This window comes from Nocardia thraciensis, from assembly GCF_054782435.1.
In genome coordinates, this window is the sequence record NZ_BAAGSM010000007.1 from 117,104 (window position 1) to 143,058 (window position 25,955).

Annotated in this window: 34 protein-coding genes; 21 read left to right on the forward strand and 13 right to left on the reverse strand. The window is 69.7% G+C overall.

All coding sequences use genetic code 11. The features are described 5' to 3' along the window. Positions 1-3: 3 nt before the first annotated feature. The 3 genes from ACYVLQ_RS01345 to ACYVLQ_RS01355 are packed head-to-tail and all read right to left on the reverse strand — an operon-like array spanning position 4 to position 1,282. Entirely contained in the window at positions 4-444 is a 441-nt protein-coding gene (locus tag ACYVLQ_RS01345; protein ID WP_460695487.1) for a VOC family protein, read from the reverse strand. After that, a complete protein-coding gene (locus tag ACYVLQ_RS01350; RefSeq protein WP_460695488.1) occupies positions 441-950 on the reverse strand; it encodes an SRPBCC family protein in 510 nt (169 codons plus the stop codon). Before ACYVLQ_RS01350 ends, ACYVLQ_RS01345 begins: the two co-directional genes overlap by 4 nt. Continuing rightward, positions 947-1,282 (reverse strand): ArsR/SmtB family transcription factor, encoded by a 336-nt coding sequence (locus ACYVLQ_RS01355; RefSeq protein WP_460695489.1) that lies wholly within the window; start codon positions 1,280-1,282, stop codon positions 947-949. Before ACYVLQ_RS01355 ends, ACYVLQ_RS01350 begins: the two co-directional genes overlap by 4 nt. Before the next feature lie 87 nt (positions 1,283-1,369). On the opposite strand from ACYVLQ_RS01355, the gene ACYVLQ_RS01360 reads away from it, so the two are divergent. Further along, the gene (locus tag ACYVLQ_RS01360; RefSeq protein ID WP_460695490.1) at positions 1,370-1,972 is read left to right on the forward strand and encodes a dihydrofolate reductase family protein; all 603 of its coding nucleotides are present in this window, start codon (positions 1,370-1,372) and stop codon (positions 1,970-1,972) included. On the opposite strand, the gene ACYVLQ_RS01365 is transcribed toward ACYVLQ_RS01360, so the two are convergent. Both ACYVLQ_RS01365 and ACYVLQ_RS01370 read right to left on the reverse strand, forming a co-directional pair. After that, positions 1,969-2,397, reverse strand: coding sequence for a nitroreductase family deazaflavin-dependent oxidoreductase (locus ACYVLQ_RS01365; RefSeq protein WP_460695491.1), 429 nt, complete (start codon positions 2,395-2,397; stop codon positions 1,969-1,971). The two genes, ACYVLQ_RS01360 and ACYVLQ_RS01365, sit on opposite strands and share 4 nt — an antisense overlap. 100 nt (positions 2,398-2,497) lie before the next feature. After that, entirely contained in the window at positions 2,498-3,040 is a 543-nt protein-coding gene (locus tag ACYVLQ_RS01370; RefSeq protein WP_460695492.1) for a YceI family protein, read from the reverse strand. 101 nt (positions 3,041-3,141) lie between these two features. Between ACYVLQ_RS01370 and ACYVLQ_RS01375 the strand changes: the two genes are divergently transcribed. After that, positions 3,142-3,957 carry a helix-turn-helix domain-containing protein gene (locus ACYVLQ_RS01375; protein WP_460695493.1) on the forward strand — a complete coding sequence of 272 codons (816 nt, stop codon included), beginning with the start codon at positions 3,142-3,144 and terminating at the stop codon, positions 3,955-3,957. Between the two features lie 133 nt (positions 3,958-4,090). Then, complete coding sequence (locus ACYVLQ_RS01380) at positions 4,091-5,254, forward strand: methyltransferase domain-containing protein (RefSeq protein WP_460695494.1); 1,164 nt, start codon at positions 4,091-4,093, stop codon at positions 5,252-5,254. A gap of 97 nt (positions 5,255-5,351) precedes the next feature. Here ACYVLQ_RS01380 and ACYVLQ_RS01385 read toward each other — a convergent pair whose 3' ends face one another. Continuing rightward, positions 5,352-5,558, reverse strand: a complete 207-nt coding sequence (locus ACYVLQ_RS01385) for a CsbD family protein (protein ID WP_460695495.1) — start codon at positions 5,556-5,558, stop codon at positions 5,352-5,354. A gap of 170 nt (positions 5,559-5,728) precedes the next feature. On the opposite strand from ACYVLQ_RS01385, the gene ACYVLQ_RS01390 reads away from it, so the two are divergent. The 9 genes from ACYVLQ_RS01390 to ACYVLQ_RS01430 all read left to right on the forward strand — a co-directional run bounded on the left by ACYVLQ_RS01390 (position 5,729) and on the right by ACYVLQ_RS01430 (position 9,769). Beyond that, positions 5,729-6,295 carry an RNA polymerase sigma factor gene (locus ACYVLQ_RS01390; RefSeq protein ID WP_460695496.1) on the forward strand — a complete coding sequence of 189 codons (567 nt, stop codon included), beginning with the start codon at positions 5,729-5,731 and terminating at the stop codon, positions 6,293-6,295. After that, the gene (locus ACYVLQ_RS01395; RefSeq protein WP_460695497.1) at positions 6,286-6,870 is read left to right on the forward strand and encodes an Asp23/Gls24 family envelope stress response protein; all 585 of its coding nucleotides are present in this window, start codon (positions 6,286-6,288) and stop codon (positions 6,868-6,870) included. Before ACYVLQ_RS01390 ends, ACYVLQ_RS01395 begins: the two co-directional genes overlap by 10 nt. Then, positions 6,867-7,244, forward strand: coding sequence for an Asp23/Gls24 family envelope stress response protein (locus ACYVLQ_RS01400; RefSeq protein ID WP_460695498.1), 378 nt, complete (start codon positions 6,867-6,869; stop codon positions 7,242-7,244). Before ACYVLQ_RS01395 ends, ACYVLQ_RS01400 begins: the two co-directional genes overlap by 4 nt. Next, entirely contained in the window at positions 7,241-7,558 is a 318-nt protein-coding gene (locus tag ACYVLQ_RS01405) for a hypothetical protein (protein ID WP_460695499.1), read from the forward strand. The genes ACYVLQ_RS01400 and ACYVLQ_RS01405 overlap by 4 nt, the downstream gene beginning before the upstream one ends. A 95-nt stretch (positions 7,559-7,653) precedes the next feature. Next, on the forward strand, positions 7,654-8,160 hold the full coding sequence (locus ACYVLQ_RS01410; RefSeq protein WP_460695500.1) for an Asp23/Gls24 family envelope stress response protein: 507 nt from the start codon (positions 7,654-7,656) through the stop codon (positions 8,158-8,160). 1 nt (position 8,161) lies between these two features. After that, positions 8,162-8,350, forward strand: a complete 189-nt coding sequence (locus ACYVLQ_RS01415) for a hypothetical protein (protein WP_460695501.1) — start codon at positions 8,162-8,164, stop codon at positions 8,348-8,350. Further along, positions 8,347-8,664 carry an Asp23/Gls24 family envelope stress response protein gene (locus tag ACYVLQ_RS01420; RefSeq protein WP_460695502.1) on the forward strand — a complete coding sequence of 106 codons (318 nt, stop codon included), beginning with the start codon at positions 8,347-8,349 and terminating at the stop codon, positions 8,662-8,664. The genes ACYVLQ_RS01415 and ACYVLQ_RS01420 overlap by 4 nt, the downstream gene beginning before the upstream one ends. Then, positions 8,661-9,197: a DUF6286 domain-containing protein gene (locus ACYVLQ_RS01425; RefSeq protein ID WP_460695503.1), complete on the forward strand. Its 537-nt coding sequence runs from the start codon at positions 8,661-8,663 to the stop codon at positions 9,195-9,197. Before ACYVLQ_RS01420 ends, ACYVLQ_RS01425 begins: the two co-directional genes overlap by 4 nt. Further along, positions 9,194-9,769 (forward strand): alkaline shock response membrane anchor protein AmaP, encoded by a 576-nt coding sequence (locus ACYVLQ_RS01430; RefSeq protein ID WP_460695504.1) that lies wholly within the window; start codon positions 9,194-9,196, stop codon positions 9,767-9,769. The genes ACYVLQ_RS01425 and ACYVLQ_RS01430 overlap by 4 nt, the downstream gene beginning before the upstream one ends. Positions 9,770-9,825: 56 nt before the next feature. Here ACYVLQ_RS01430 and ACYVLQ_RS01435 read toward each other — a convergent pair whose 3' ends face one another. After that, entirely contained in the window at positions 9,826-10,050 is a 225-nt protein-coding gene (locus ACYVLQ_RS01435) for a hypothetical protein (RefSeq protein ID WP_460695505.1), read from the reverse strand. 345 nt (positions 10,051-10,395) lie between these two features. On the opposite strand from ACYVLQ_RS01435, the gene ACYVLQ_RS01440 reads away from it, so the two are divergent. The 3 genes from ACYVLQ_RS01440 to ACYVLQ_RS01450 all read left to right on the forward strand — a co-directional run bounded on the left by ACYVLQ_RS01440 (position 10,396) and on the right by ACYVLQ_RS01450 (position 12,042). Beyond that, complete coding sequence (locus ACYVLQ_RS01440) at positions 10,396-10,719, forward strand: Asp23/Gls24 family envelope stress response protein (protein WP_460695506.1); 324 nt, start codon at positions 10,396-10,398, stop codon at positions 10,717-10,719. Then, complete coding sequence (locus ACYVLQ_RS01445) at positions 10,716-11,249, forward strand: DUF6286 domain-containing protein (protein WP_460695507.1); 534 nt, start codon at positions 10,716-10,718, stop codon at positions 11,247-11,249. Before ACYVLQ_RS01440 ends, ACYVLQ_RS01445 begins: the two co-directional genes overlap by 4 nt. 73 nt (positions 11,250-11,322) lie before the next feature. After that, positions 11,323-12,042 carry an alkaline shock response membrane anchor protein AmaP gene (locus tag ACYVLQ_RS01450; protein WP_460695508.1) on the forward strand — a complete coding sequence of 240 codons (720 nt, stop codon included), beginning with the start codon at positions 11,323-11,325 and terminating at the stop codon, positions 12,040-12,042. Here the strand turns inward: ACYVLQ_RS01450 and ACYVLQ_RS01455 are convergent. Together ACYVLQ_RS01455 and ACYVLQ_RS01460 are read right to left on the reverse strand one after the other, a co-directional pair. Beyond that, on the reverse strand, positions 12,009-13,307 hold the full coding sequence (locus ACYVLQ_RS01455) for a D-arabinono-1,4-lactone oxidase (RefSeq protein ID WP_460695509.1): 1,299 nt from the start codon (positions 13,305-13,307) through the stop codon (positions 12,009-12,011). The genes ACYVLQ_RS01450 and ACYVLQ_RS01455 overlap by 34 nt on opposite strands. 66 nt (positions 13,308-13,373) lie before the next feature. Then, positions 13,374-14,048 carry a TetR/AcrR family transcriptional regulator gene (locus ACYVLQ_RS01460; RefSeq protein WP_460695510.1) on the reverse strand — a complete coding sequence of 225 codons (675 nt, stop codon included), beginning with the start codon at positions 14,046-14,048 and terminating at the stop codon, positions 13,374-13,376. A gap of 114 nt (positions 14,049-14,162) precedes the next feature. Between ACYVLQ_RS01460 and ACYVLQ_RS01465 the strand changes: the two genes are divergently transcribed. Beyond that, positions 14,163-15,665: an MFS transporter gene (locus tag ACYVLQ_RS01465; RefSeq protein WP_460695511.1), complete on the forward strand. Its 1,503-nt coding sequence runs from the start codon at positions 14,163-14,165 to the stop codon at positions 15,663-15,665. 65 nt (positions 15,666-15,730) lie between these two features. Here the strand turns inward: ACYVLQ_RS01465 and ACYVLQ_RS01470 are convergent, their stop codons facing one another. Then, on the reverse strand, positions 15,731-16,681 hold the full coding sequence (locus ACYVLQ_RS01470) for an FAD-dependent oxidoreductase (RefSeq protein ID WP_460695512.1): 951 nt from the start codon (positions 16,679-16,681) through the stop codon (positions 15,731-15,733). 83 nt (positions 16,682-16,764) lie between these two features. Here ACYVLQ_RS01470 and ACYVLQ_RS01475 point away from each other — a divergent pair, with 83 nt between their 5' ends. After that, positions 16,765-18,174: an amino acid permease gene (locus ACYVLQ_RS01475; RefSeq protein ID WP_460695513.1), complete on the forward strand. Its 1,410-nt coding sequence runs from the start codon at positions 16,765-16,767 to the stop codon at positions 18,172-18,174. Between the two features lie 7 nt (positions 18,175-18,181). On the opposite strand, the gene ACYVLQ_RS01480 is transcribed toward ACYVLQ_RS01475, so the two are convergent. After that, entirely contained in the window at positions 18,182-19,327 is a 1,146-nt protein-coding gene (locus ACYVLQ_RS01480; RefSeq protein ID WP_460695514.1) for a lipase family protein, read from the reverse strand. 1,110 nt (positions 19,328-20,437) lie between these two features. Between ACYVLQ_RS01480 and ACYVLQ_RS01485 the strand changes: the two genes are divergently transcribed. Continuing rightward, positions 20,438-20,836, forward strand: a complete 399-nt coding sequence (locus ACYVLQ_RS01485; protein WP_460695515.1) for a DUF190 domain-containing protein — start codon at positions 20,438-20,440, stop codon at positions 20,834-20,836. A 124-nt stretch (positions 20,837-20,960) separates the two neighbouring features. Next, positions 20,961-22,595: a phosphoglucomutase (alpha-D-glucose-1,6-bisphosphate-dependent) gene (gene pgm, locus ACYVLQ_RS01490; protein ID WP_068027632.1), complete on the forward strand. Its 1,635-nt coding sequence runs from the start codon at positions 20,961-20,963 to the stop codon at positions 22,593-22,595. Between the two features lie 108 nt (positions 22,596-22,703). On the opposite strand, the gene ACYVLQ_RS01495 is transcribed toward pgm, so the two are convergent. Continuing rightward, positions 22,704-23,381, reverse strand: a complete 678-nt coding sequence (locus ACYVLQ_RS01495) for a DUF899 domain-containing protein (protein ID WP_460695516.1) — start codon at positions 23,379-23,381, stop codon at positions 22,704-22,706. Positions 23,382-23,506: 125 nt separating this feature from the next. Here ACYVLQ_RS01495 and ACYVLQ_RS01500 point away from each other — a divergent pair, with 125 nt between their 5' ends. After that, positions 23,507-24,739, forward strand: a complete 1,233-nt coding sequence (locus ACYVLQ_RS01500) for an MFS transporter (protein ID WP_460695517.1) — start codon at positions 23,507-23,509, stop codon at positions 24,737-24,739. 85 nt (positions 24,740-24,824) lie between these two features. Then, positions 24,825-25,565: a DsbA family protein gene (locus tag ACYVLQ_RS01505; RefSeq protein WP_460695518.1), complete on the forward strand. Its 741-nt coding sequence runs from the start codon at positions 24,825-24,827 to the stop codon at positions 25,563-25,565. Positions 25,566-25,659: 94 nt separating this feature from the next. Here the strand turns inward: ACYVLQ_RS01505 and ACYVLQ_RS01510 are convergent, their stop codons facing one another. After that, complete coding sequence (locus tag ACYVLQ_RS01510) at positions 25,660-25,920, reverse strand: hypothetical protein (RefSeq protein ID WP_460695519.1); 261 nt, start codon at positions 25,918-25,920, stop codon at positions 25,660-25,662. Between the last annotated feature and the right edge of the window lie 35 nt (positions 25,921-25,955).

Here is a 25,955-nt window from a genome sequence, read left to right on the forward strand (position 1 = left end):
AACCTAACGCCAGGGCATGTGCTGTAGGCACCAGGTATTGCCGTCGGGGTCGGCGAAGTACGCGTAGAACACTCCGCCGAGGTCCTCGACCTCGCTGATCTCGACGCCGCGGGCGGCGAGTTCGGCGCGGGACGCCTCGATGTCGGCGACCACCAGGTGCAGACCGCGCAGTGTTCCCGGGGGCATGTCGAGGGTGGGGAGACCTTCGGCGAGGGTGATGGAGCATGCCGAACCGGGCGGGGTGAGTTGGACGATGCGGATACCGGGCTTCGGGTTGACGTCCACGTCGAGGCGGAACCCGAGCTTGTCCTGGTAGAAGGCCTTTGCCCGTTCGATATCGGTGACCGGCACCGGTACCAGCTCCAGCAATAGCGTGCCGGGCGGCACGGGCGGGTTGCCGGAGTCCTCGGAGATCTCGTCGGCGGGGCTGGGTGTGTCGGTCATGGACGGTGCCTTTCGTGGATGAGGGTGGTGGTGAGGAGGGCGGCAAGACAGTCGTATCTTTCGCCCGCGCCGAGTTCCATCGGGCTGCGCACTAACGCGTCGCGGATCTCGGAGGAGGAATAGCGCGCGGTGACGGTCATGGCGGTGCGTCCGTCTGTCTCGTCCAGAACGGTGGTGACCAGTGCGTGACCGTCGGCCCAGTCACGGTGGATCTCGGACTGTACGAGGCGCACCGGCGGCACGACCTCGAGGAACAGTCCATGGAGTTCCATCTCGGCGCCAGCCGGGCCGGTGGAGACGAACCGCCAGGCGCCGCCGGGGCGCAGGTCGACCTCGCAGCCGGTGAGCTGCCAGCCGCGGGCGCCGTGCCAGCGGCGGAGCAGCTCCGGTTGGGTGAGCGCGGCGAAGACCAGCGGCGCGGGAGCGGCGAAGGTACGGGTGAGGACGAGGTCGGTGCTCCCGGACGCGACGACCCGCAGCCCGAGACCGGGGTGCGGAGATGTCATGTTTCGCCGTCCTGCAGGTCGCTCAGCAGGGCATCCAGTCGCTGGTAGCTCGTTTCCCAGTAGTCGCGGTAGTCGGCCAGCCAGTCCGTGGCTGTCCTGAGCGGTTCGGCCACCAGCCGGCACGGCCGGCGTTGCGCTTCGCGGCCGCGACTGACCAGGCCCGCTCGCTCGAGCACCCGCAGGTGTTTGGAGATGGCCGGCTGGCTCATCGCGAATGGCGCGGCCAGCTCGGTGACCGTGGCATCACCGGTCGCGAGCCGGGCCAGGATGGCCCGCCGGGTGGGGTCGGCCAGTGCCGCGAACGTCGCGTCCAGCGTGTCACTTGCAACCATATCTATAACCTTCCGGTTTTATAACCTGATGGTTTTATATGTGCTAGAGTTCGCTTTGTCAATATCGCGAAACGCTCCGGGGGCACTATGGGAAAAGTTTTCACACAGGCGTCGGTCTCGCTGGACGGGTACATCTCCGGGCCTGGCCAGACCGGGTTCGACCGGCTGTTCGCATGGTGTACGGCGGGCGCCGTCGCCACCCCCACGGCCGATCCGGACCGGCTGACCTACCGCACCTCCGAGGCGACCGCCCGGTACCTGCGCGAACTCCAAGAGCGGATCGGGGCCTGTGTCGTCGGCCGCAACCTGTTCGACCTCACCGCGGGCTGGAATGGGCGGCACCCGAGCGGCGTGCCGGTGTTCGTCGTCACCCATCGTCCACCGCCGGCCGACTGGGAGGCAGCTGCGACGCCGTTCACGTTCGTCGAGGATGGAGTGGAGAACGCGATCGCGCGGGCCCGTGAGGTGGCAGGGCATCGTGATGTCGGTGTCGGCCCCGGCGGCACAGTGGCCGAGGCGCTGCGCGCCGGTCTGCTCGACGAGCTGCGGATGGACGTCGTGCCGGTGGTTCTCGGCGCCGGTACACCCATGCTGACCGGGCTTGGGGACGCGGCGCCGATCGGCTTCGACCTGGCCGAGATCATCGAGGGAACCGGCGTGACACACCTGATCTATCGTCGCGCGGGCTAGACCCGGCGCAGTGCGAGCACCGGGATGGTCCTGATGCCCGCGGTCTTCTCCTCATATTCGGCGAAGCCGGGATACCGGCTTGCCTGTTCGGCGTAGATCAGGTCGCGTTCGTCGCCGGTTATCTCGGCGACGGTCACCGGATACTGCTCGGTGCCGATTTCCACCTCGGCCTTTCCCGATACGGTCAGGTTGTAGTACCAGTCCGGGTTGGTGGGGGCGCCTGCCTTGGAGGCGAAGACGTAGACGGTCTCCGGATCCCGCTCGGCGGGCAGATACATCATCGGCGTGACGAATTCTCGTCCGCTCTTGCGGCCGCGATGGTGCAGCAGGGCCATCGGAGCCCCCTCGAACGGGCCGCCGACCCTGCCGTGGTTGGCGCGGAATTCCTCGATGATCCCGGTGTTCCAGTCGTTCGAGCTGCTCATCGGATCTCCCTTTCGTGGATCGGGTACCGGCGCCGGATCCGGTCCGGACGTTCGGTCCGGACCGGTGATCACTGCTGTCGCGAGCGTAGCTCGGTGTCGGCTAGTCCTGCGGCTCGATGAGCTGGATGTCGAGCTCGATGGCGATCTTGTCGCTGAGCATCGCCGCCGGGATCCCGGCCGCGACCTCGAACTCGCTGCGCTTGAGCGTGCCGGTGGCGCTGAATCCGGCGTGCCGCTTGCCGTCGCCCTGGAATTCCTGGACGCCGCCCCACTCCACGTCGAGGGTGATCGGCTTGGTGACACCGCCGAGGGTGACCTCGCCGGTGACCTCGAAGTCCTCGGCCACCTGGATCGGCTCCACGGCCTTGAAGTGCAGGGTGGGCCGCTTCTCGACATCGAGCAGGTCGGCGCTGCGGACGTGCTCGTCGCGTCCGGAATTGCCGGTGTCGAAGGAATCGAGGTACACGGTCGCCTCGATCGCGGCGGCGCCGGAGGCGTCGACCACGAAGCCGGTCTCGAACTTGTTGAATCGGCCGCGGACCTTGGAGATGCCCAGGTGCTTGACGGTGAAGTTGACCGCGGAGTGGTTGGTGTCCAGCTCCCAGGAGCCGGCCTTCAGGGTGGTCTGTTCGGAAGTCGTCATGCCGACAAGATTTCCGGACTGCGGTCCGTTTAGCCACACCGCCGCTATCCTGGCACTGGCAGGGCGCGGATAACGACCCCGGGATCGGACAGGATGGTGACGTGGCGCGTTCCGAATTCGGCGAGTTTCTCATAGCCCGGCGGGCCCGGCTGCAGCCCGAGGAGGTCGGCCTGCCCGCCGGTCGTCGGCGGCGCACGCCCGGACTGCGCCGGGAGGAGGTCGCCGCGCTCGCCGGGGTGAGCGTCGACTACCTGGCCCGGCTGGAGCAGGGCCGGGATACCAATCCCTCCATGGCGGTGCTGGGCGCGCTCTCCGACGCGCTGCGGCTGAACGCCGTCGAGCGGCATCACTTCGGCAAGCTGGCGCTCGGGCTGGACACCGGGTGTCCGTCGGCGGGCCAGGCGCGGGAGCAGGTGTCCGAAACCGTGCAGGCGGTGCTCGACGCGATGCACCCGACTCCCGCTTTCGTGTTGGGCCGCTGGCTCGACATCCTCGCCGGAAATGCGGCCTGGCGCGATTTCGCCGGGCCCCTGGGCCTGTTCGCGGACGAGTCCGAGGGCAATCTGGCCACGTACGTCTTCGCACACCCGGACGCCGCCCGGCTCTGGCACGACTGGCCCACGGCGGCGGACATGATGGTCTCCGCGCTGCGCACCGCGCGGTCGCGGTGGCCCGAGGAGGCCCGGCTCGCGCAGGTCGTCGAGGGGCTGCAGCGGTTCCCGGAGTTCGCCTGCCGCTGGCGCGAGCATCGGGTCATCGACTTCCGTTCGGGCACAGTACATATCGCGCATCCGCAGCGGGGAGAGGTCGAGGTCGAGATCGAGACGCTCAATCCCGCCGAGGATCAGACCGTGCAGGTCTGGCTGGTCGACCGCCGCCGCGACCGCAGCCCCGCCCTGCGCCTGGTGAACGAATAGTCGGCTAAAATACCCCGCATGATGTTCTTCTTCCCCCTGCGCTGAGGTCCGCCGGCGCAGCGAGGATTCCCCTGTCCGGCGATGCGGGGCGGCGCGGCGTCGTCCCGGGCTTCGCTGTGGGAGAACGACATTCATGGACATCCGCCTGGTGGCGCGGTGTATTCGCGGTGTGGAAACCGTTGTGGCGGCCGAGATTCTGCGTCTCGGGGTCGGGCCGGTGGTCGAGATGGGGCACCGAGAGGTGCATTTCCGGCCCCGACACCCGGCGCCCGCGGTGTTGCGGCTGCGCACCGCTGACGATGTGCTGCTGCAGGCCGTCAGCGGCCCGGATATCGGATCGGCTCGGAATTCGGTTGCGGCCCTTGATGACCTGTGCGCGATGGTCGACGCGACGGCGCTGCTGGAGTGGCGGCGCCGTTGCGGCGGACGTGCGGATCTCGGCGGCGGCGTCGACGTCTCGGCGTCGTTTCTCGGCGGCCGCAACTTCACCCGGTACGACGCGGAGGATGCGGTAGGCCGGGCGCTGGCCCGCCGGTGGGGAGTCGGCTACCGATCGCGGCGGGACGGCGTCCCGCCGACGGAGTACAGCGGCTGGCGGTTGACGCTGGACGGCGCCCGCGCACGGCTGCTGCTCCGCGTCGCCGACCGGCCGCTGCATCGCCGGACCTACAAGCGGCGGTCGGTCCCCGGCACGCTGCATCCGCCGCTGGCGGCGGCAATGGCTCAGCTGGCCGAAATCCGAAGCGGCGACAAGGTTCTCGATCCCTGCTGCGGTGCGGGCACCCTGCTGATCGAGGCGGCCGGGTTGCGGCCGGACGCCTCGTTTCGCGGGCTCGATCGCGATGCCGCGGCGGTGCGGGCGGCGCGGATCAATGCCGCGGCAGCCGTTGCGGCTCGACGCGGCGATGTCGAGGTGCCTCCCGGCGATATCGACGTTCGCCGAGGCGATGCGGGAGACCTCCCCATCGCACGGGGCGATATCGACCGCATCCTCTGCAACCCGCCATGGGGCGGGCAGGTGGCGCCCCGGGGACTGCTCGTCGACGAGCCGCCGCTCCTGTGGTCGGAACTGTGCCGGGTGCTCGTTCCCGGCGGCACAGCCGTCCTGCTGATCCCGGACAGCGCACTCTTGGCCACGGCGATCGCGGCGGGTTTCGTTCCCGCCCACGTCCAGCGAGTCCGGGTATCCGGCCAACAGGCGCACATCGTGCGGCTCGTGCGCGAGGGGACCGCCGGGGCTCGTCGGGAGCGCGGGCGTCGTACCGGTGCGGCGTCGGTGAGCTGTCGCGGCGTGTGATGGTAGCCGCTCAGGGGCTGCTCGGTGTGCCCGCGCGAGCGCAGGGGGATTCGCCCGCAGTTCGCAGTTCATGGCGAACTGCGGGCGAATCCGCTGACTACTTGCCGAACTTGTCCTTCACCTTGCCCACGACATCGCCAACGGCGTTCTTCATATCCTCGGCCGCCTTCTTCGCCCCGGCCTCGATCTGGTCGAGCTTGCCCTCATCGCGCAGTTTGTCATCATCGGTGACCTGGCCGATGGCCTCTTTCGCCCGGCCGTTCAGGTCGTCGGCGGTGTTGCTGATCTTGTCGTTCAGGGACATGGCCAACCTCCGTTGTGGAAAGGATCGGCGCCGTTTCGGCGCACGGGGAAGAGACCCGCCGGCGCTCGGTAATGTCACGCAGCAACCGATGAGACAACGATCACGGATAATCGGCCGTGACGGTTCCAGCTCCCTGGTGTCGACAGTAGGAGCAGCGGAGGAGGTGCTGTGTGACCACGACGGCGACGGCGCCCGAGGCAGCGCTGGACGACGCGACCCTGGCCGGGCGGGCGCGTGACGGCGATGTCCGGGCATATGAGCAGCTGGTGTTGCGCTACCAGGGGCCGATGTTCCGGCTCGCCGCGAAGATGCTGGCCGACCGGGCCGAGGCCGAGGACGTCACCCAGGAGGTATTTCTGACCGCGTGGCGCAGAATCGGTCAGCTGCAGGACGATTCGGCGTTCGCCGGATGGCTGTATCGAACGACCACCAATCGCTGCCTGAACGTGATCAGGTCGCGGCAGCTGTCCGCCGACGTCGACCCCGACACGACCGCATCGCCGCGGACCGACCTTCATCCGGAGCATGCGGCGCAGGTCAACGGCCAGATGGCCGCTCTCGTCGCGGCACTGCAGCGGTTGACGCCCGAACAGCGCGCGTGCTGGCTGCTGCGAGAGGTGCACGGCCGGTCCTATGACGAGATCGCCGAGACCGTCGGCACCAACTCCACGGCGGTCCGCGGACGGATCGCACGGGCCCGAGCGCAACTGGCGGAGGTGATGAAGCCATGGCGGTGAGCCAGAGCACCGAGAGCGACTATCTGCTCCCCTGCGGACGCGGCCTGGAGCGGGTGTGGGAGCGGCTGGACGCGATGGACGCCGGACTGTCCGACGAACACGAACGCACGTGTGCGCACTGTGCGGCCGCGCGGGACAGCCTGCTCATGCTGCGCGGGGCGACCCGCGAACTCATAGATGAACCGGATCCGCCGCCGCCGGACCTGTTCGGCCGCATCATGTCCGCGGTGCGCGCGGAGGGACGGCGCGGCCGCACCCTTACCTTGCCGACGCCGCACCCCGGGTCGATCGAGGTCAGCGAGCAGGCCGTCGCGGTGGTGCTGCGATACGCCGCCGACACCGTCGACGGTGTGCGGGCCCGCGGCTGCCTGGTGCGGAGCACCGAACCCGGACCGGACGGCGAGCACATCGTCGATGTCGAGATGACGATCGCGGTGCGGCTGGGCGGCCGGGGGGTCGAGGAACTGGTGCCGCGGGTGCGGGATCGAGTGCGAACGGCGGCCTCGGCGCGGATCGGGCTGCTGCTGGGTCGCCTGGATATCACGGTCGTCGACATCTACGAGGAGCAGCGGTGAGCGCCGCCGCGCCGGCCACCGAGATCGTGGTCGGCGACGCGGTGATCGCCGGTGTGGCGGCCCGCGCCGCCGCCGCGGTCGCCGGGGTGCGCAGGCTGGAGCCCGGCGTGCTCGGGTTGGTCGGACAGCTGGCGCGCTCGGGTCGGCAGTTGTGGACCGGCCAGGAGCCCGCCCCCGCGGGCGGTGTGCGCGTTCGGCGGGCCGGGCAGTGGCTGAGAATCCACGTGGACCTCACGATGGCGGCGGGCGTCGAGGTCGGCGCGGTCGGGCAGGCGGTGCAGCGCGAGGTCGCCCATATGGTGGCCGAGCAAACCGGGGTGGCCGTCGACGAGGTCGTGGTGACCGTGCTCGATATCGAACCGGGGCAGCCGTGAGAGCCGAGGAGGATCTGATCGATGCCATTGTGGACGCGATCGAATCGGTGGAGGGTCTGCGACCGGCGGCGCCGATCGGACTGCAGAACGCGAAATGGTTGCCGCTCAGCGGGAGTCGGTATGCCGTCGACATCGGCGGCTCGGCGGTCGAGATTCGCGTCGCGGCCACCGCGCTGCCGCTGCAGCCGCGTGTGGACAAGCTCGCCACCGCGGTCCGGGGAGTGCTCGCGGAGACGGACCGGGCATCGGCGTCCCTGCGGATAGTCGTCACCGAACTCGACGCCGAGGCATTCGGCGAATCGGCAGTTACCTAGATCACCCCGCGCGGCCGTGACGATTCGTCCGGCGCCGTGTCGAACCTGTACAGCGTCGTTATCCGCTGTACCGCAAGGGAATCGGAGGAATTGTGATGAGCACGGCAACAGAGAAGTCGGCAGGGAACACGAAGTCGGCGCAGCCCACCGAGGCGACCGAGTCCACGCAGGCCGACCGGAACGGCGGCGGTCGCCCCGGCGCACTGGTGACCGATCAGGGCACCACCACGATCGCCGACGCCGTGGTGCAGAAGATCGCGGGGCTGGCCGCCCGCGAGGTGCGCGGCGTGCACGAGCTCGGCGGCGGCGCGGCGCGGGCGTTCGGCGCGCTGCGCGATCGCATCCCGGGTGCGTCCGCCAGTGTGGGACAGGGGGTTTCGGTCGAGGTCGGCGAGCGGCAGGCCGCGGTCGACCTGGATATCGTCGTCGAATACGGCGTCGCCATCGCGGATCTGGCACGCGCGGTGCGGCGCAACGTCATCACCGCGATCGAGCAGATGACGGGGCTCGAGGTCGTCGAAGTGAACATCAACGTCAACGACGTGTACATCGAGGGCGAGGACGACGACCAGCAGCCGCCGAGCCGAGACCGGGTGCAGTGAGATGAGCGCGACCACGATCTGCCTGATGACGGGCCTGGCCCTGGGATTCGCCGCCGCCTTCGGCGGATTCGGGGCGTTCTTCGTCGTCCTGGTCTTCGGCGGGCTCGGCCTGCTGATCGGCCGCTGGCTCGACGGCGACGTCGACCTGTCGGGACTGGTTCGGTCGGTCCAGGATCGGAGTGGGCGATGACGGCCGCGATCACCGAACTGCCCGGGACGACCGTGGTGGGCGAGCGCGCGGTGCGCCGGATCGCCGCGCGGGCCGCGCGCGAGGTGCCCGGGGTCGAGCCGGATGTCCAGGTCACGGCCCGGGTAGCCGGTGACTCCGCCGCGCTGCGGGTCCGGCTGCCGGTCGAGTATCCGCAGCCGGTCGCCCGCGTGACCGACGCCTGTCGGGACCACCTGATCCGGCGCACCGGGGAACTGGCGGACCTGACGGTGTCGCGGGTGGATATCGAGGTGTCGGCCCTGGCGATCGGCGCGGTGGCGGGGAGGGTGCGATGAGGCGGTGTCCGCGCCGCGTCGCCCCGGCGATCGTGGTGGCGTTGTCGGTGCTGGCCAGCAGTGTCGTGGTCGCCGTCTCGGCTATTCAGAAGCTCAGCGGCACAAGAGAATTGGTGCCATACGACGACGTGGCGACCATGCTGCACGACACCCGCTGGGGGAGCGGCTGGGTACTCGGCGCCGGTATCGCGGCGGCGCTGGCGGGCGTGCTGCTGCTCGTGCTGGCACTGGCGCCGGGCCGCTCGGTCGTGGTGCCGGTCGAATCCGGCGACGAGGTCGCCGCGGGTATCGCGCGGCGCAGCCTGCGCGCCGCCGTACGGGATGCGGCGGGTTCGGTCGGCGAGGTGGATTCGGTGCGGGTGCGGCTGGGGCGCAAAAAGATTCGAATCGGAGCGCGTACCGGACGGGCGCCGGAGGAATCGGTCGCCGCGATCCGGGCCGCGGTCGACGAACGATTGAGCCGGGTGGCTCCCGGGGTGCGCCGCGAGGTCGCCGCCCGCGCGCGTCCGGCCAAGACGGGAGGAACCCCATGAGTACGGCCAATCGCCCGGCGCGGCTGAATCGGACGGTGCTGGCGGCGCTCGGGCTGGCGCTGGCGGTCGCGGGCGGATGTGCGATCGCGGCCTGGTCCGGCCGGTTGCGCTGGGCGGATCCGAACGCCGCGCTGGTGCCCGGCACCGCGGCGCCGCCCGACTGGGTGCTGGTCGCGATCGCGGTGGGCGCCGTACTGATCGGCCTGGCCGCGTTGCGGTGGCTGGCCGCGCAGGCCACCCGCCTGCCGCGGCGGACCTCGTGGCGGATCGGCGCGCCCGGCGTCGCGGGCGTCACGGTTCTCGATTCCCGTACCGCCGCCGCACCGCTGGTGACCGATATCGAGTCCTATCCACAGGTGCGCTCGGCGACGGCCCGGTTGTCGGGCCCGTCCGGAGCGCCCGAACTGCATCTGGTGGTGACCGCCGAGCCGGACGCCGACCTGACCGCGCTGCGCCGTCGTGTTCTCGGCCATGCCGTGGCCCGGCTGCGGGCAGCGCTGGAGGTCGACATCATCCCGGTGACAATGGAATGGCGATTGGCGGACCGCGGGCGGCTCGCGCGGGCGCGGTGACGAGGGCCTGACCACGCGTCGGCTCGCGGCAGCGGGTGCCGCGAGCCGACGCGGAATTACCTGGCGAGCTTGTCCTTCCTCTTCGCTCCGGACTCCTCGATTTCGTCCTCGGCCGCGCGGGCCCCGCGCTTCATGCCGGAACCCATCCGGTCCATTTCGCGCTTCATTTCGTCGGCCATTCGGTCCACGCCGCGCTCCGTGCGCTCGGCCTGGTCCTTCATGCCCTTCTTGGTCCTGTTTGCCATCTGGCCGGGTTTGCGGCCGCTCGAGCGGTCAGACATGCGAACCTCCGTGTCGGTAGGTCACTCGCGTCCGAACTGCGATCGGGACATGCTCGTCCCTCGTGTCGTACAGCGCTGCCGGGCCGTATACGGCGGCTCATCGGCAACCTGAATCAGCTGGCAACCATGTGGTCAACGGTTGCGCGTCCCTCATCGTGACCACCGTCGTTCGTCGATGTCAATCGAAGATGCCGTAATGATGCGCGACTACCAGGGGTAAGGCGGTGGCGCTGTCGACGCGGCGGAAAGGCCCGGCGCGTACACCGGCCTTCGGCATTGTGTACCAGCTAGTGTTGCGCTATCCCGGGGGAAGCGAGCCGATCCACACCGAATCGGGAGGAGAGCATGACGAGCACGATGACCGCGATCGCGCCCGCCAGCGCGGCGCCCGGGCCCGTCGAGGCGGACGACGCCGACGCCGTGCGGGCGGTGGTGACGGCGGCCGCACGGGAGATCACCGGCGTCGCCCGCGAGGTCCAGGCCCAGGTCAAGCTTTCCCGCGGCACGGCGGTGGTGTCACTGCGGCTGCCGATTCACTATCCGATGCCGATCTGGCAGGTCACCACGGTGTGTCGCGAGCACGTGCTGCGCCGGATGCGCGAACGGGTCGGGGTCCCGGTGCGGCGGTTCGATATCGACGTGGCGGACCTGCCGGGGAGAGCACGGTGAAGCGGCGGCCGTCCCGGGCGGTACCCGCGGCGGCGGTGGCGCTGTCCCTCCTCGGGGTGTGCGCGGTGGTGGTGCTGTCTCTGGTCCAACGCCTCACCGGCGCAAAGGAATTCGTCTCCTACGACAGCATCGTCAACCGGCTGCGAGAAACCGCCTGGGAGGGATCGTGGGTGGCCGTCGCGGGCGTGGCGGGTGTACTGGCCGGGCTGCTGTTGCTGGCGCTGGGCGTGCTGCCCGGACGCCCGGTCGTCGTGCCCCTGGCCGCCGACGACGAGATCTCCGCCGGAGTATTCCGCCGCGGCCTGCACGCCGCCCTGCGCGAGGCGGCGCAGTCGGTGGAGGGCGTGCAGTCGGCACGAGTCCGGCTGCACCGCAGGGCGATTCGTATCACGGCCCGCACCCGCCACGCCCACCCCGCAGATCTCCCCGAGGCCGTGTGTGCGGCGGTGGACGAGCGGGTCGCCCGCATAGGCACGCATCCGGCCCCGCGGGTATCGACCCGGCTGCGCCGCGCGAGGAGCCTGCGGTGAACGCGGCGAAGCGGGCGCGACGGCCGCGGTGTTCGCCGATCGGTGGCGATGCGCAGTGGAATCGGGGTTTGCGGTGAGGGCCGCGAAGCAGATGGCCCTCGCGGAGGACGGACGGGATTCGTCGGCTCTCGGCGATGCTCGCCGAAACGCGGCGGCGCCTGTCCGCGGCGAGCGGGTTGACCATCGCGGCGCGCGGCCGGTGATTCGGCGTCGGCCGCCCGCTCGGCTGAACCGGGTCCTGCTCGCGGAGATCGGGACCGGGCTGATCGTGCTGGGCGGTTATGCGCTCGCTGCCCACTTCGACCGCCTGAGCTGGGTAGATGGTGCCTCGCCGGTGTTCGCCCCGCGCGCCGCGCCGCCCGCCTGGCTGCTGTGGGTGGTCGTGTTGGCGGCCGGTGCCGCCGGGCTGGCCTGCCTGCGCTGGGCCACCGCGCAGGTGACCCGGACGCCACTGCCGGTGCGCTGGCGGGCCCGCACCCCGGACTCCGCGGACCGCACGGTGCTGACATCGGTGACGGTCGCGGCGCCGGTGGCCGCCGATCTCGAGACCTATGACGGCGTGCGGTCGGCCGCGGCCTGGCTGTCCGGCCCGGGCCGCGCGCCCGCACTGCACCTCGCGGTGGTCGCCGACTCGGACGCCGATATCGGTGCGCTGCGCGCCCGCATCCTCGACCACGCCGTACCTCGCCTGTGCCAGGCCCTCGAGGTCGAAACCATCCCCGTCACAATGGAATTGCGTTTGCGCGAGCAGAGCCAGGATCAGCCGACGGGGCCGAGTACCCGTTCGACGTAGGCGTTGGTGAACCGGCCCTTCGGATCCAACCGGCGGCGGACCTCCTGGAACCTCACCCACTCGGGGTAGCGCGAGCGCAGGGTGTCGGCGGTCTGGAAGTGGCGCTTGCCCCAGTGCGGGCGGCCGCCGTAGGTGTCGAAAACCGCCTCGCACGCACGGAAATACGGTTCGTACGCCATGCCGCGGTACTGATGCACGGCGATGTAGCAGGTGTCGCGGCCGCCTGCCGGAGACAGGAAGGCGTCATCGGGCGCTACCCAGCGCACCTCGATCGGCATCGGGGTGTCGAAGCGCTGGGACAGCTGCTTGATCTCGCGGATGGCGTCGGCCGAATGTTCGCGCGGGATGGCGTATTCCATCTCGGTGAACCGAAGCAGTCTGGGGGAGGCGAACACTCGATACGAGCGGTCCACCTGACGGCGGTAACTGCCCGCGTGTGCGACACCGCGCTGCAGCCACGGGATCAGCTGCGGGACACGACGGGCGAGTCGAGCCAGCGCGTCGAAGGTGTAGTTCGAGACCAGGATGTCGGCGAACCAGTCCACGGCCTTGCCGCGAGGCTGCTCCGGCACCTCGATCCGGTTGTTGCGCTTGGTCATCGCGAGCGGGCTGTGGGCGAACATGTAGAACTCGAAATGCTCGTTGCCGTCGATGTGGCCGTCGAGATCGGCCAGGACCTCCTCCACCGGTACCGGTCGCTCGATGCCCTCGAGCACGAACGACGGCACCAATTGCAGTGTGGCGGCGGTGACCACGCCGAGCGCGCCCACATTCACCCGCGCCGCGCGCCAGCCGTCGGGGTCGGTCTGCTCGTTCAGCTCCACCCGGCTGCCGTCGGCGAGCATGAGCTCCACCGAATGCAGTGCGGCCGAGATGTTCTGCAGCGCCGCGCCGGTGCCGTGCGTGGCGGTCGCGGTGGCGCCCGCGATGGTCTGCACGTCGATATCGCCCAGGTTCGGGAAGGCCAGGCCCAGCGGGTGCAGTGCGTTGCTCAACTCGTTCAGGGTGGCGCCCGCCTCCACGCGCGCCTGCCCGGCGGCGCGGTCGACCTGCAGGATGCGGTCGAGCCGCGACATCGTGAGCAGCATGCCGTCGGTGAGCACCGCATCGGTGAAAGAGTGCCCGGCGCCCGCGACCCGTACGGTCTGTCCGCGGCCCGCGGCGCGCTCCAGTAGCTCGGCCAGCTCCTCGGCGGAACCGGGCGCGGCGATCTCGGCCGGTACGCACTGCTGATCCCCGGCCCAGTTCACCCACGAATTGGTCATATGACCAACTTTAGGCCATGGAGTGTGACGTGCGCTACCGATTGCGTTTTCGTGTCGGCCGGGTAATTACCGGCGGCGGCAGGCGAAGGTTTCGGCCTTGGCCTGGTCCACCTCGTCGTCGCTCAGTGGCGGCACCGAGAGCGGCATGCGCGGCGCGCCGTCGGCCCGGATCCCGTCCAGCGCGATCTCCAGGTAGCGCCGCCACACCTGGTCGTTGATCGGCTTGGCGAAGGTGGCGATCGACTCGACCATATTGATGATCGCGAAGAAGTCCGACCCCTCGATGCCCTCCCGCAGCACCCCGGCGGAATGGGCGCGGTGGACCAGCCGCGAGACCGAGGGCTTGATCCGGTCGCGCACCGACGCGAAACGCTCCATCGCGTCGGGGAGTTCGAGCATCACCTCGCTGAACCCGCGATTGTCGGCGAAGTGCTGGCAGGACCACTCGAACAACTCCACCACCCCCGCCCAGGGATCGGGGTTGCGGTTGGCCCGCTCGGTGGCCTCGGCCATGGCCGCGACGGTCTGCTCGAAGACTTCGAGGATCAGTTCCTGCTTGTTCGAGAAGCGCCGGTACACGGTGCCCACGCCGACGCCCGCCGCCTCGGCGACGTCGTCCAAGGTGACCTCCAGCCCGCGCTCGGCGAACAGTCCGCGCGCGGCCTCGACGATCCGCTGTTGGTTGCGGGCGGCGTCGGCACGCAGACGCCGAGGTGGGGGCATGGTGGTGGCGCGATTCACACCCTCATGGTAGCAAGTATCGGGATTAAGCGGAGGCATTCTCTCCGTTATGGTGGTAGCTTTCATAGGAAGCGGAGGGGAGTCCTCCGCATAAGTCACCGGACAAGGGGACCCATGACTACCGCGATCGACCTGGAAAAGGAAGCGGCGACCTCGTCGTCGAACGCGGGCCGTCGCGGCTCGCATGCCATGCGCTGGTGGGTGCTCGCCGTACTCGGCGTGGCCCAGCTGATGGTCGTGCTCGACGCGACCGTCGTGAATATCGCGCTGCCCGCGGCGCAGGCCGACCTCGGCTTCTCCAATGGCGACCGGCAGTGGGTCGTCACCGGATACGCCCTGGCCTTCGGCAGCCTGCTGCTGCTCGGCGGGCGACTCAGTGACCTGTTCGGACGTCGCAACACCTTCATCGTCGGATTGGTCGGCTTCGCCGTGGCCTCCGCGATCGGCGGCGCCGCCACCGGATTCGAGATGCTGGTCGCCGCGCGTGTCGCGCAGGGCGTGTTCGGTGCGCTGCTGGCGCCGGCCGCGCTGTCGCTGCTGACCGTGACGTTCACTCGGCCCGCGGAGCGGGCCAAGGCCTTCGGCATCTTCGGCGCCGTCGCCGGTACCGGCGGTGCGCTGGGCCTGCTGCTCGGCGGAGCGCTCACCGAGTGGGCGTCGTGGCGCTGGGTGATGTACGTCAACCTGATCTTCGCCGCGGTCGCGCTCATCGGCGCGGTGCTGCTGCTGGCCAAGCACGTCACCACCCAGCGGCCCAAGCTGGATATTCCCGGCACCGTCGTGGTGACCGCCGCCCTGTTCGGCATCGTGTACGGCTTCTCGCACGCCGAATCGCACGGCTGGACCAACGGCGTCACGCTGCTGTTCCTGATCGGTGGCGCGGTGCTGCTGGGCGTGTTCGGATGGCTGGAGACCCGGGTCGCGCATCCGTTGCTGCCGCTGCGGATCATCCTGGACCGCACCCGCGGCGGCTCCTATATGACCGTGTTCGTCATGGGCATCGGGATGTTCGCGATCTTCCTGTTCCTGACCTACTACATGCAGTTGACCCTGGGCTACTCGCCGATCATGACCGGCGTCGCGTTCCTGCCGATGGTGGCGGGCATGGTCGCCTCGTCCACCACGGTGCCCTCGCTGCTGCTGCCGAAGGTCGGACCGAAGGTGACCGTGGCCGGTGGCTTCCTGGTTGCGGCGGTCGGCATGGCCTGGCTGACGCAGATCGGCCTGGACACCGGGTACGCCACGCACATCCTGCCCGCGCTGATCCTGCTGGGCCTGGGCCTCGGTGGTTCGATGTCGACCGCGTTCCAGGGCTCGACCGCCGGTGTGCAGCACGAGGACGCGGGTGTGGCCTCGGCGATGGTCAACACCAGCCAGCAGGTCGGCGGTTCGATCGGCACCGCGCTACTCAGCACGATCGCCTCGTCGGCGGCCTCGAGTTACATGACCGGCCGCGAGCCGAACCCGGTCAACGCCGCGCAGTCGATGATCGAGAGCTACACCACCAGTTTCTGGTGGGCCACGGCGATCTTCGTGGTCGGTGCGGTGCTGGCCGCGGTGCTCATGCCGAACACCGTCCCGGCTCCGGCCGAGGGTGAGCCGGTGATGGCGCACTGAGTGCCCACAATCGAATAGCACGCTGTGCCCCCGCCCGAACGAATCGGGCGGGGGCACAGCGTATTTCACAGCGTGTCGACGAGAGCGCCCACCTCGCGCGCGCAGCCGTAGCCGATGGTGACGCCGGAGCCGCCGTGGCCGTAGTTGTGGATCACGGGGACCGGCGCGGAGTCGGTGCGGACGAGTTCGAGGCGGACTTCGGTGCGGCCCGGTCGCAGCCCGACCAACGTCTCGAGCACCGTGCTGTCGGCCAACTGCGGTACGAGGTCGCGGCAGCGGCGCAGGATAGACTGTGTCAGTTGCGGATCGGGGGTGCGATCCCAGGCGCCGACCTCCAATGTGCCGCCGAGGATGCAGTCGTCGGCGCGGGGGTGGACGTAGGCGCGCCCGAGGGGATGCGCCTCGTCGCGCACCGACATCGAGAGGCCCGGGTTGGTGACGCGCACGATCTGACCGCGGATCGGGTACACGGTCGTGTCATCCGCCAGCGGCCCGGCGCGCAGGCCCCCGCAGTTGACGATGACGTCGGGTGCCAGATCGTCGAGTTCGTCCAGTTTCCGGATGGTGCGCCGCACCCACCGCGCGCCACCCCGGCGCACCTGGGACTCCAGCCACGGCAGGAAGATCGGCATCTCGAGCAGGGGGACGGTGAACCGGAAACCGGACCGATAGTGCGGCGGGAGTTCGTCGGCCCGGGCGCGCCGGAACTCTCCGACGGCTCCGGCCCAGGCCGGGATCTCCGGTTCGTCCCGATATACGGTGAGCGACTTGCACATCCGAGCGCCCGGCACCGCGTCCCGTGCGAGCCGTTCCAGATGGGTGAAGGTCTCGGCGCCCCAGGCGGATACGCGGTCGGCGGGCCCGGCCGCGGTCGGGAACCACACCGCCGCGGCGAGAAACGATGTCGTCGACCGCACCTCGTCCGCGCTCACGACCACGACCTCGCAGCCGCGCCGTAACAGCTCGAATGTCGTTGACAGGCCGACGATTCCGGACCCGATCACCACTGCGCGCACGAGCCCTATGATACCAGGATTGAACGTGCCGACATTTAACGGTACATTTCATGACGATAAGGTAGGCCGACGCTGGAGGCGCTGTGACCGACGTACTGCGGGACGAGGACGCCGGGTACCACAAGAGTCTGCGGCCGCGGCAGTTGCGGATGATCGCGATCGGCGGCGCCATCGGGACCGGCTTGTTCCTCGGCGCCGGTGGTCGGCTGGCCGACGCGGGACCCGGCCTCGTGCTGGTGTACGCCGTATGCGGCGTATTCGTCTTCTTCGTGCTCCGCGCGCTGGGTGAGCTGGTATTGCACCGCCCGTCGTCGGGTTCGTTCGTCTCCTATGCCCGCGAGTTCTACGGCGAGAAACTGGCTTACGCGGTCGGGTGGATGTACTTCTTCCACTGGTGCATGAGTGGCATCGTGGATATCACGGCCATCGCCACCTACGTCCACTACTGGTCGGCCTTCCGGTCGATTCCGCAGTGGATTCTCGCGCTGATAGCCCTGGTCGTGGTGGTGGCCATCAATCTGGTATCGGTGCGGTGGTTCGGTGAGCTGGAGTTCTGGGCCGCGTTGATCAAAGTGGTCGCGCTGGTGAGCTTTCTGATCATCGGCACGGTATTTCTGGTCGGTCGCTTCCCGATAGCGGGCGAGAGCACCGGCCCGGTGATCCTGCGCGATCACGGCGGGCTGTTCCCGACCGGGTTGCTGCCACTGGTCATCGTCACGACCGGTGTCGTATTCGCTTATTCCGCAGTGGAACTGGTGGGCACGGCCGCGGGCGAGACGGCCGAACCGGAGAAGATCATGCCGCGGGCGATCAACTCGGTGATCGCGCGCATCGCCGTGTTCTATGTCGGGTCGCTGGTGCTGCTCAGCCTGCTGCTGCCGCACAGCGTCTTCCGGGCGGGGGAGAGCCCGTTCGTCACCTTCTTCGCGAAAATCGGTGTGGGCGGGGCGGATTCGGTCATGAACCTGGTCGTGCTGACGGCAGCGTTCTCCAGTCTCAACGCGGGCCTGTACTCGACCGGCCGGATCCTGCGCTCGCTGTCGATGAACGGCAGCGCCCCGGCCCGCGCCGCCACGCTGTCGGCGAAGGGAGTGCCGTACGTGGGGATTCTGGCCACAGGCGCGATAGCTCTGGCAGGCGTGGGGCTCAATGCCGTGGTGCCCGAGCGGGCGTACGAGATCGTGCTCAATATGTCGGCCCTGGGCGTGATCACGGCGTGGGCGGCGATCGTGCTGTGCCAGCTGCAGTTGTGGCGGTGGTGGCGCAACGGGCTCGCGGCCCGGCCCGCGTTCCGCTTGATCGGCACCCCGTACACGAGCATCGCCACCCTGGTGTTCCTCGCCGGTGTGGTGGTGCTGATGGCGAGCAGCGGCGGGATCGAGCAGCGCGGCGCCATCGTCGCCGTCCCCGTGATCATGGTTCCGGTGCTGGTCGGCGGCTGGTTTCTCCGGCGGCGCCGCCGTACCGACCCGGTCCGTACCGCGTCGGGGTAGCCGCCCGTCAGCAGTTGCTCGCGGGCGCGAGCCCCGCGAAGCGGTCGCCGAGGTACCCGAAGGCGTTGGCGGACCCCGGCGCGATGGCGGCGCCGTGGTCGGCACCCGGGATGATCTCGAACAGCACCGGGGTTCCGGAGGCGCAGTACCGTCCCGCCACATCGCGCGCGAGCCAGGGGTTCACGACGTCCGCCCCGCCGTGCCATTGGTACACCGGGGCGCGCGGCACGCCCGCGAACGTCTCCAGGCTGTTCTCGTGCAGGACGCCGACCTGTGCACCGCTGACATCGTCGACCCCGCCGACGAAGAACTCCGCGAAGCTGCGGTTGGCGGCGGCGCCGATGATCTCGTCGGTGCAGGCGTCGGCGATGCGGCCGCGCAGGTCGTGGCCCGCCGGTGTCATCCGGGCGTCCAGCGACATCACGTCCGGGTACTCGCGCTCCAGCCCGACCGCGGCCGCGAATCCCAAGCCGAACAACGGATTCGGCGTCGCGCCCACGTCCAGGGCCAGCTTGCCGATATTCACCGGCACCCCGCCCATGGCGACGCCGACGATCGGCAGCTCCGGGGCGTACTCGGGGGCGAGTGCGGCCGCGAATCCGGTCGCCATGCCGCCGCCGGAGTATCCCGCCAATCCCACCGGACTGTCGGCCAGCCCCGTGGGCCCGAAGCGTTTCGCCGCGCGGACGCCGTCGAGGGTGAGCCGCCCGCCGAGCCGCGCGGCGCCGTAGGAACTGGCGGGGCCGAGATGGTCGGGCACCGCCACCGCCCAGCCGCGGGCCAGCAGCAGATTCAGCGCCGCCGACTCGCGCAGCCCACCGTCGAACAGGCTGTGTGATGGCGCGCAGTGCAGGCCGAGCGAGTTCACGAACGGCTGATACGACACCAGCGGGCGGCTGCCGCCACCGCCGGGTACCAGCACCGTCGTGACGGCGGCGATGGGCGCGTCGGCGGAGTTCGTCGAGCGGTAGACCAGCTGCCAGGCGGTCGCGCCCGGGAATCCCGGGGCCGGGACGGTCCGGCTGCGCACCACATCGCCCGGCCGATAGTCGGCGATATTCGGTGGGGCCCAGTAGAAGGCGTCCGGGTCGGGGATCGGGAACACCGCCGCCCGGGCGGCGGGGGCGCCACACCCGGTGCCCCACGCCGACACCAGGATGGCGAGGAGAACGGTTGCGGAGCAGCGCAGGTTACGTCGTGACCGGACGCGCCGCGGTCCTGCCTGAGCAGGTCCCCCGACCGGCCGGGTGGCTGCGGCTCCCCGATCCGGCGTCGGAAGGAATGGGGCCGGGCTCGCCGTGACGGCCGAGCCTCGATCGCCGGACGAGCTCGGTTCCGGCCGGTTCCGCCACGGACCTCTTGCCCGGCGTAGTGCCATCGGTCGCTCCTGGTGTCGTAACGAGCAGGTCCGCACGCTCGCGCGGGGAATGCCGATCGAGCGATGCGCGGTCGGGTGAAGCGGAAGGTCGTAGTAAGCCGTTTCGGCGCCTCGCCATCGAACACAGCGCGTGCCGGGGGTGTGCGAACGGCCGCCCGGGCGGTGATTGGCAAATGATTGGCTAGCGCGCCGGGCAGGGTTATTACAGCAGTCGGCGGGGCATCCTGCAGAGTGCCGCGCCGGTTCGCCGGTCACTATCTGTCGCACCCGACCGATGCGGTCCCCGCATCGCCGCCGGACGCCGATGCTCTCGATGAGCCGGAGGCTCGCGTCGGCCGGTGCTCGGCGACCCGCACCGGTCCCGCGGCGATATCCGGCGGTGACCGGTACGGCGGCCGCGCGCCGACTGCCGCGCGATCGCTGGCAGTTAGCATGGCTCGACAGGTTTCGGTCTCGGGCAGGAGGGTTACCAGGTGGATTCGCGAACCGGCGCCTATGCGGAGGGAGTCGCCGGTGCGCCCGGTGGGCACCCCGGGTGCGCCCACGTTCGGTGGTGTGAGTCTTTGCCCGCCACAAGCGAATCCGATACTCTGGACCACTCTTGGGGCGAACGCCGCCGCAGCGGCGGTGCTCGTCGCCGCGATGCCGCACGACGCCGCCGGGCGGGCGGTGCGCAGGCGGCGGCCGCCGCGCGGCGGCGGTGTGCTGGGTGGTTTCACCACTTGCCGACCGAGGCCGGCGAGGTTCGTAAACTGCTCGAATCGGGTGCGCCGGGGGGCGGTCTACACGGACCCGCGGGGGATGGTGGTTGCGCTGGGTGCGGTCGTGTCGTGGGTCGGCGCGGCAGGATGGACAACGGAACGGCACGACGATTGGGGGCAGGTGATGAGTGAGGCACCGATGGATCCGGTGGTGCAGATCGTCACGGAAGCCGACGCGTGGCAGCCCGATCCGCGGTGGCGGCCGGCGGCCCGGCTGACGGTGCTGCTGGGCGAGGACGACCACTGGAAGCATCGGCCCCGCTATCACGAGATCGTGCGCCGGGCCCGCGATGCCGGACTCGCCGGCGCCAGCGTGTGGCGCGGCGTGGAGGGGTACGGCGTGTCCTCCCGGATCCACACCACCCGCATGCTCGACCTGGCCGAGAACCTGCCGGTGATGGTGATGGTCGTCGACGACGCCGAACGACTGCGGGATTTCGTCGCCGCCAACGCCGAGCTGTTCGATTCCGGGACGACGGCGCTGTCGCCGGTGCAGGTGTGGGACTCCGGGGTGCGCCGATGATGCAGGTAGCGGACGTGTCGGTGGCGTTCGATACGGTAAACCCCCTGGACGGGCAGCGGGGAACGTCGTGATCGTGATGACCAGCCCCAGCCGGACGGCACCGATACGGAAGGGAGGCCCGACCATGGCCCATGATCGAGCCGGGCGACCGGCGCGGGCCACTGATCTGGTAGACCTTCCGCACTTGGTGACGGCCTATTACAGCCGCATCCCCGATCCCTCGGAGCCGTCGCAGCTGGTGCAGTTCGGCACGTCCGGGCATCGCGGCTCGAGCCTGGACTGCGCGTTCAACGAGGCGCACATCCTGGCGATCACGCAGGCCATCGTCGAGTACCGCGCCACCCGCGGCATCACCGGGCCGGTGTATCTGGCCCGCGACACCCACGCGCTCTCCGAGCCCGCGTGGTCGACGGCGCTCGAGGTGCTGGCCGCCAACGAGGTCACCGCCATCGTCGACGCGCGCGGCCGCTACACGCCCACACCGGCGCTGAGTCATGCCGTGCTGCGGCACAATCGGGGCGGCACCCGCCACCAGGCCGACGGCATCGTGGTGACCCCGTCGCACAATCCACCGCGCGACGGCGGCTTCAAATACAACCCGCCGCACGGCGGCCCGGCCGATACGGTCGCCACCGACGCCATCGCCGACCGCGCCAACGAACTGCTGCGCGGCGGTCTCGCCGGGGTCAAGCGCACCACCCTGCAGCACGCCCTCGACACCAGCGTCGAACGCTACGACTATCTCGATCACTACATCGCCGACCTGCCCAACGTGCTGAACCTGGATGCCGTGCGCGGCGCCGGAATTCGGCTCGGCGCCGATCCGATGGGCGGGGCCAGCGTCGACTATTGGGAGGAGATCGGGCAGCGCTACGACCTGGAACTCGAGGTCGTCAACCCGTTCGTGGATCCCACCTGGCGCTTCATGACCCTCGACAGCGACGGCAAGATCCGCATGGACCCGTCCTCGCGGTACGCGATGGCCTCGCTGGTGGCCATCCGCGACGACTACGACGTCTCCACCGGCAACGACGCCGACGCCGACCGGCACGGCGTGGTGACTCCCGACGCGGGCCTGATGAATCCCAACCACTTCCTGGCCGTCGCGATCGAATATCTGATCGCGAACCGGATGAGCTGGGATGCGCTGACCAAGATCGGCAAGACGGTGGTGACCTCCTCGATGATCGACCGGGTGGTCAGCGTGCTGGGCCGTCAGGTGCACGAGGTGCCGGTCGGATTCAAGTGGTTCGTGCCCGGATTATTCAGTGGCTCTTTGGCTTTCGGTGGCGAGGAGAGCGCGGGCGCCTCCTTCCTGCGGCACGACGGCACGGTGTGGACCACCGACAAGGACGGCATTCTGCTGGCGCTGCTGGCCGCCGAGATCACCGCCGTCACCGGGCAGAGCCCCTCGGCCCGCTACGCCGAGCTCGAAAAGCGTTACGGCAGCCCGTCTTACGCCCGCATCGACGCCAACGCCACCGCCGCGCAGAAGTCGCGCCTGGCGGCGCTGACGCCCGACGACATCACCGCCACCGAGGTCGCGGGCGAGGCCATCACCGGCATCCAGACCCGCGCCCGGGGGAACGGCGCGGCGCTCGGCGGGGTGAAGGTGACCACCGAGAACGCCTGGTTCGCGGCGCGGCCGTCCGGCACGGAGGACAAGTACAAGATCTACGCCGAATCCTTCGAGGGATCCGAACATCTGGCGCAGGTGCAGGCGGCCGCGGAGGAAGTCGTCGGACGGGCGCTGGGCTGAGCTTATCCACCCCGGCTCCGCAAAGCTCCGCCTCGCCATCCCCCTGAGCTTACCCACCCCGGCTCCGCAGGCTCCGCCTCGCCATCCCCCTGAGTTCACCCCTGCCGGTCAGTACTCGTCGCGCTTGCGGGGCCAGTTGTCGAACCCGGTGCCGCGGCCGTACGGCGCCCGGTCGAGCAGCTGCCAGGTGGCGTTGAGTGCGTCGGTGCCCCGGTCGTAGGTCGAATAGGTGTGGTAGACGACGCCGCCCTGCAGTGCGAAGCTGCTCAGCGCCATCAACTCCATGACGTCGAGCATGCTGCCCCCGCCCGGCTGATCGCGGCGCGGCGTGGGGATGTGCATGTACTCGTAGAAGTCCTCGTTGAAGCCGTTGTCGCCTATCGACACCCATTCGATGTCCCAGCCGAAGCGCTTCTTGTACTCGTTGAGGACCTCCAGTGGCGAGCGCGAGGCCAGGATGAAGGTGACATCGCGATGGGCCAGGTGCGGTACCGCGCCGACGAGATTATCGGTTTCGAAGGTGCATCCGGGGCATCCCTGCGGCGTCTTCGGGCCGTGCATGAAGTGCCGGATGATCAGCTGTGAGCGCCCGTCGAACAGTTCCGCCAGCGTCTTCTCCCCCGCGTTGGTCTGGAAGCGGTACTTCTTCGTGATCGGCACCCACGGCATCGCCTGCCGTTCCCGCGCTATCTCGTCGGTGCGCCGGGTGAGTTCCTTCTCCTCCGCGCGCAGCTTCTCGTAGGCCGATCGCCACTGCTCGCGGGTGCCGACTGCATGGATGGGCATGATGAATCCTCCCTCGGTCAGGGTCCGTATCAGTGATGACCGGACGACCCGGGAGAATTCATCGCTGTGGGAAGTTCTCCCCGGCGGAATATGTTGTGGTGAGTCGTGCAGGACGGGTGTAACGGGTGAGCGCAAGTAGACCGGGGCGGTTGCCCGTCGAGATCTGGGTGCTGATCGGCGCGGCGTTCATCATCGCCCTCGGCTACGGACTGGTGGCGCCGGTGCTGCCGCAGTACGCCCGCGGCTTCGGGGTCGGCGTGGCGGCGGCCTCGGCGATCGTCAGCGCCTTCGCCCTGATGCGGCTGCTGTTCGCGCCGGTCAGCGGGCGCCTGGTGCAGCGCTTGGGGGAGCGGTGGGTGTATCTGGGTGGGCTGCTGATCGTGGCGGTGTCGACCGGGGCGTGTGCGCTGGCGCAGGGCTACTGGCAGCTGATCGTGCTGCGGGCGCTCGGCGGCATCGGGTCGACCATGTTCACGGTGTCCTCGCTGGGCCTGGTGATCCGCATGTCACCGGCCGGAGAGCGCGGCCGGATCTCGGGGCTGTGGTCCACCAGCTTCCTCCTCGGATCGCTCGGCGGGCCGCTGATCGGCGGACTCCTGGCCGGGCTCGGGCTGCGGATGCCGTTCGTGATCTACGCCGTAGCGCTGCTGATCGCCAGTGCCGTCGTGTACTGGAGCCTGCGCGATTCGACACTGGCGGCGCCCGAGGTCCCGGGCGAGGTGCGGGTCATGAGCTTCCGGCAGGCGCTGCGGCGCCCCGCCTACTGGGCGGTGCTGTGGTCCAACTTCGCCAACGGGGCGGCCGTATTCGGGGTGCGGATGGCGCTGGTGCCGCTGCTCGTGGTCGAGGTGCTCGGCGAGTCGGGAGGTGCGGCGGGCATCGTGTTGACGGCGTTCGCGGCCGGGAACGCGGGCGTGCTGTTCCTCTCGGGCCGACTGTCGGATCGGTGGGGCCGCAAGCCCTTCCTCATCGCGGGCACGCTGGTGTGCGCGCTCGGCACGGTCGGACTCGGCATATCGCCGAATCTCGGCTGGCTGCTCGCGGCGTCGTTCGTCGCCGGGCTCGGGTCGGGGATGTTCACGCCGTCCCAGCAGGCGACCGTCGCCGACATCATCGGGCCGAATCGGCGCGGCGGGCCGGTGCTGGCCGGATTTCAGATGGCCGCCGATCTCGGCACCGTGCTCGGGCCGGTGGTGGTCGGCGCCCTCGCGCAACGGATCTCGTTCGGATTCGGGCTGGCGGTGACCGGCGCGCTGCTGGTCGTGGCCGCGGCCGGATGGGCGATGGTGCCCGAGCCGATGCGGCGGCGGGCCGTGCTGGATGCCGTCCCCGCGGGCGAGGGCAGCGGGTCGCGTTGACCTCTCGCGTCGCAAATGGGTCATTGCGGCCGTGTCGACACGCGTTCGATTCGGGTCGCGGCCCCTGCTTTGGCAGAGTGGACGCGTGAACTCCTCCGGACCGAAGTACACGCCGCGACCGATGAACAGCCGCACCAGCTATGCCCTGGGGGCCGTCGCCCTGGTGGTGATCGCGGTGATGGTCGTGCTGTTCGTGCGTTGGAACAGCGACACCAGCCTGTCGGTGCGCGACGACGGATACGGTCCGGTGCACGATCCGGCCGTGCACGCCCTGCTGGATTCCGACGGGGCGATCGTGCTCGGTAAACCCAACGCCGCCAAGACGATCGATATCTACGAGGATCCGATGTGCCCGGCCTGTGGGTCGCTCGAGCACATCTACGGCCAGGAGATCGCGCACCGGATCGACGAGGGCAAGCTGGCCGTGCGGTACCGGCTGGTGAACTTCCTCGATTCGAAGTCGGGCAGTAAGGACTACTCGACGCGCGCGGTGGCCGCCAACGAATGTGTCGCCGACGCGGGGGACGGTCCGGTGTACTCGAAGTTCCACGCGCTGCTGTTCACCACGAAGCAGCCCAGCGAGAACGGTGGCGACCTCGGCAACGATGAGCTCTCGGCGATCGCCAAGGAGGCGGGCGCGCCCGAATCCGTGCTGCAGTGCATCGGGAAGGGGCAGCGGGTCGATTCGGCGCGCAATCACGCCGAGGCCGCGCTGACGGCGCTGAAGTCCGCACTGGGCGGGAAGGTCGGCACGCCGACGGTGTTCGACGGTGGGTCCGAGGTCGACGTCAACGATCAGGAGTGGGTCGCCAAGGTCGCGAGCTGACCGGCCTCGCGACCCGTTGCCCCGGGCGGGATCCCCATGCCGCCCGGGGCGGGTCCCCCGAGTACCGTGCTGCAGGCTGCAGGTTGTGTGTGGGTTACTCGAGGTCGGGCGGCTCTGCTTCGTTCGGCTCGAGTTCGTCGCCGAGCAGGGTTTCGTAGATGCGGTTGCGCGCGTCGGCGATGGCGTTGACGGTGTCGCGCAGTTGCCGGGCCATCGCCGCGTAACCGCATCCGGCATCGGTCTTGTCGAGTTCGGATTCCAGCCGCCGGCGAATCTGTTCCAGGGCCGCGATGCGCTCGCGTTCCACGCCGACGTCGATGATCGTGGGAGCCGGAGGCGGGTCCGGGGGTTTCATGACGTGCCGTGTCCTCGTGGGTCGGTGGTGGGCGG

Coding starts and splice junctions, on each gene's coding strand:
- ACYVLQ_RS01345 (WP_460695487.1), bottom strand. CDS start 444: ATGACCGACACACCCAGCCCCGCCGACGAGATCTCCGAGGACTCCGGC.
- ACYVLQ_RS01350 (WP_460695488.1), bottom strand. CDS start 950: ATGACATCTCCGCACCCCGGTCTCGGGCTGCGGGTCGTCGCGTCCGGG.
- ACYVLQ_RS01355 (WP_460695489.1), bottom strand. CDS start 1,282: ATGGTTGCAAGTGACACGCTGGACGCGACGTTCGCGGCACTGGCCGAC.
- ACYVLQ_RS01360 (WP_460695490.1), top strand. CDS start 1,370: ATGGGAAAAGTTTTCACACAGGCGTCGGTCTCGCTGGACGGGTACATC.
- ACYVLQ_RS01365 (WP_460695491.1), bottom strand. CDS start 2,397: ATGAGCAGCTCGAACGACTGGAACACCGGGATCATCGAGGAATTCCGC.
- ACYVLQ_RS01370 (WP_460695492.1), bottom strand. CDS start 3,040: ATGACGACTTCCGAACAGACCACCCTGAAGGCCGGCTCCTGGGAGCTG.
- ACYVLQ_RS01380 (WP_460695494.1), top strand. CDS start 4,091: ATGGACATCCGCCTGGTGGCGCGGTGTATTCGCGGTGTGGAAACCGTT.
- ACYVLQ_RS01385 (WP_460695495.1), bottom strand. CDS start 5,558: ATGTCCCTGAACGACAAGATCAGCAACACCGCCGACGACCTGAACGGC.
- ACYVLQ_RS01395 (WP_460695497.1), top strand. CDS start 6,286: ATGGCGGTGAGCCAGAGCACCGAGAGCGACTATCTGCTCCCCTGCGGA.
- ACYVLQ_RS01410 (WP_460695500.1), top strand. CDS start 7,654: ATGAGCACGGCAACAGAGAAGTCGGCAGGGAACACGAAGTCGGCGCAG.
- ACYVLQ_RS01415 (WP_460695501.1), top strand. CDS start 8,162: ATGAGCGCGACCACGATCTGCCTGATGACGGGCCTGGCCCTGGGATTC.
- ACYVLQ_RS01420 (WP_460695502.1), top strand. CDS start 8,347: ATGACGGCCGCGATCACCGAACTGCCCGGGACGACCGTGGTGGGCGAG.
- ACYVLQ_RS01425 (WP_460695503.1), top strand. CDS start 8,661: ATGAGGCGGTGTCCGCGCCGCGTCGCCCCGGCGATCGTGGTGGCGTTG.
- ACYVLQ_RS01430 (WP_460695504.1), top strand. CDS start 9,194: ATGAGTACGGCCAATCGCCCGGCGCGGCTGAATCGGACGGTGCTGGCG.
- ACYVLQ_RS01435 (WP_460695505.1), bottom strand. CDS start 10,050: ATGTCTGACCGCTCGAGCGGCCGCAAACCCGGCCAGATGGCAAACAGG.
- ACYVLQ_RS01440 (WP_460695506.1), top strand. CDS start 10,396: ATGACGAGCACGATGACCGCGATCGCGCCCGCCAGCGCGGCGCCCGGG.
- ACYVLQ_RS01455 (WP_460695509.1), bottom strand. CDS start 13,307: ATGACCAATTCGTGGGTGAACTGGGCCGGGGATCAGCAGTGCGTACCG.
- ACYVLQ_RS01465 (WP_460695511.1), top strand. CDS start 14,163: ATGACTACCGCGATCGACCTGGAAAAGGAAGCGGCGACCTCGTCGTCG.
- ACYVLQ_RS01485 (WP_460695515.1), top strand. CDS start 20,438: ATGAGTGAGGCACCGATGGATCCGGTGGTGCAGATCGTCACGGAAGCC.
- pgm (WP_068027632.1), top strand. CDS start 20,961: ATGGCCCATGATCGAGCCGGGCGACCGGCGCGGGCCACTGATCTGGTA.
- ACYVLQ_RS01495 (WP_460695516.1), bottom strand. CDS start 23,381: ATGCCCATCCATGCAGTCGGCACCCGCGAGCAGTGGCGATCGGCCTAC.
- ACYVLQ_RS01510 (WP_460695519.1), bottom strand. CDS start 25,920: ATGAAACCCCCGGACCCGCCTCCGGCTCCCACGATCATCGACGTCGGC.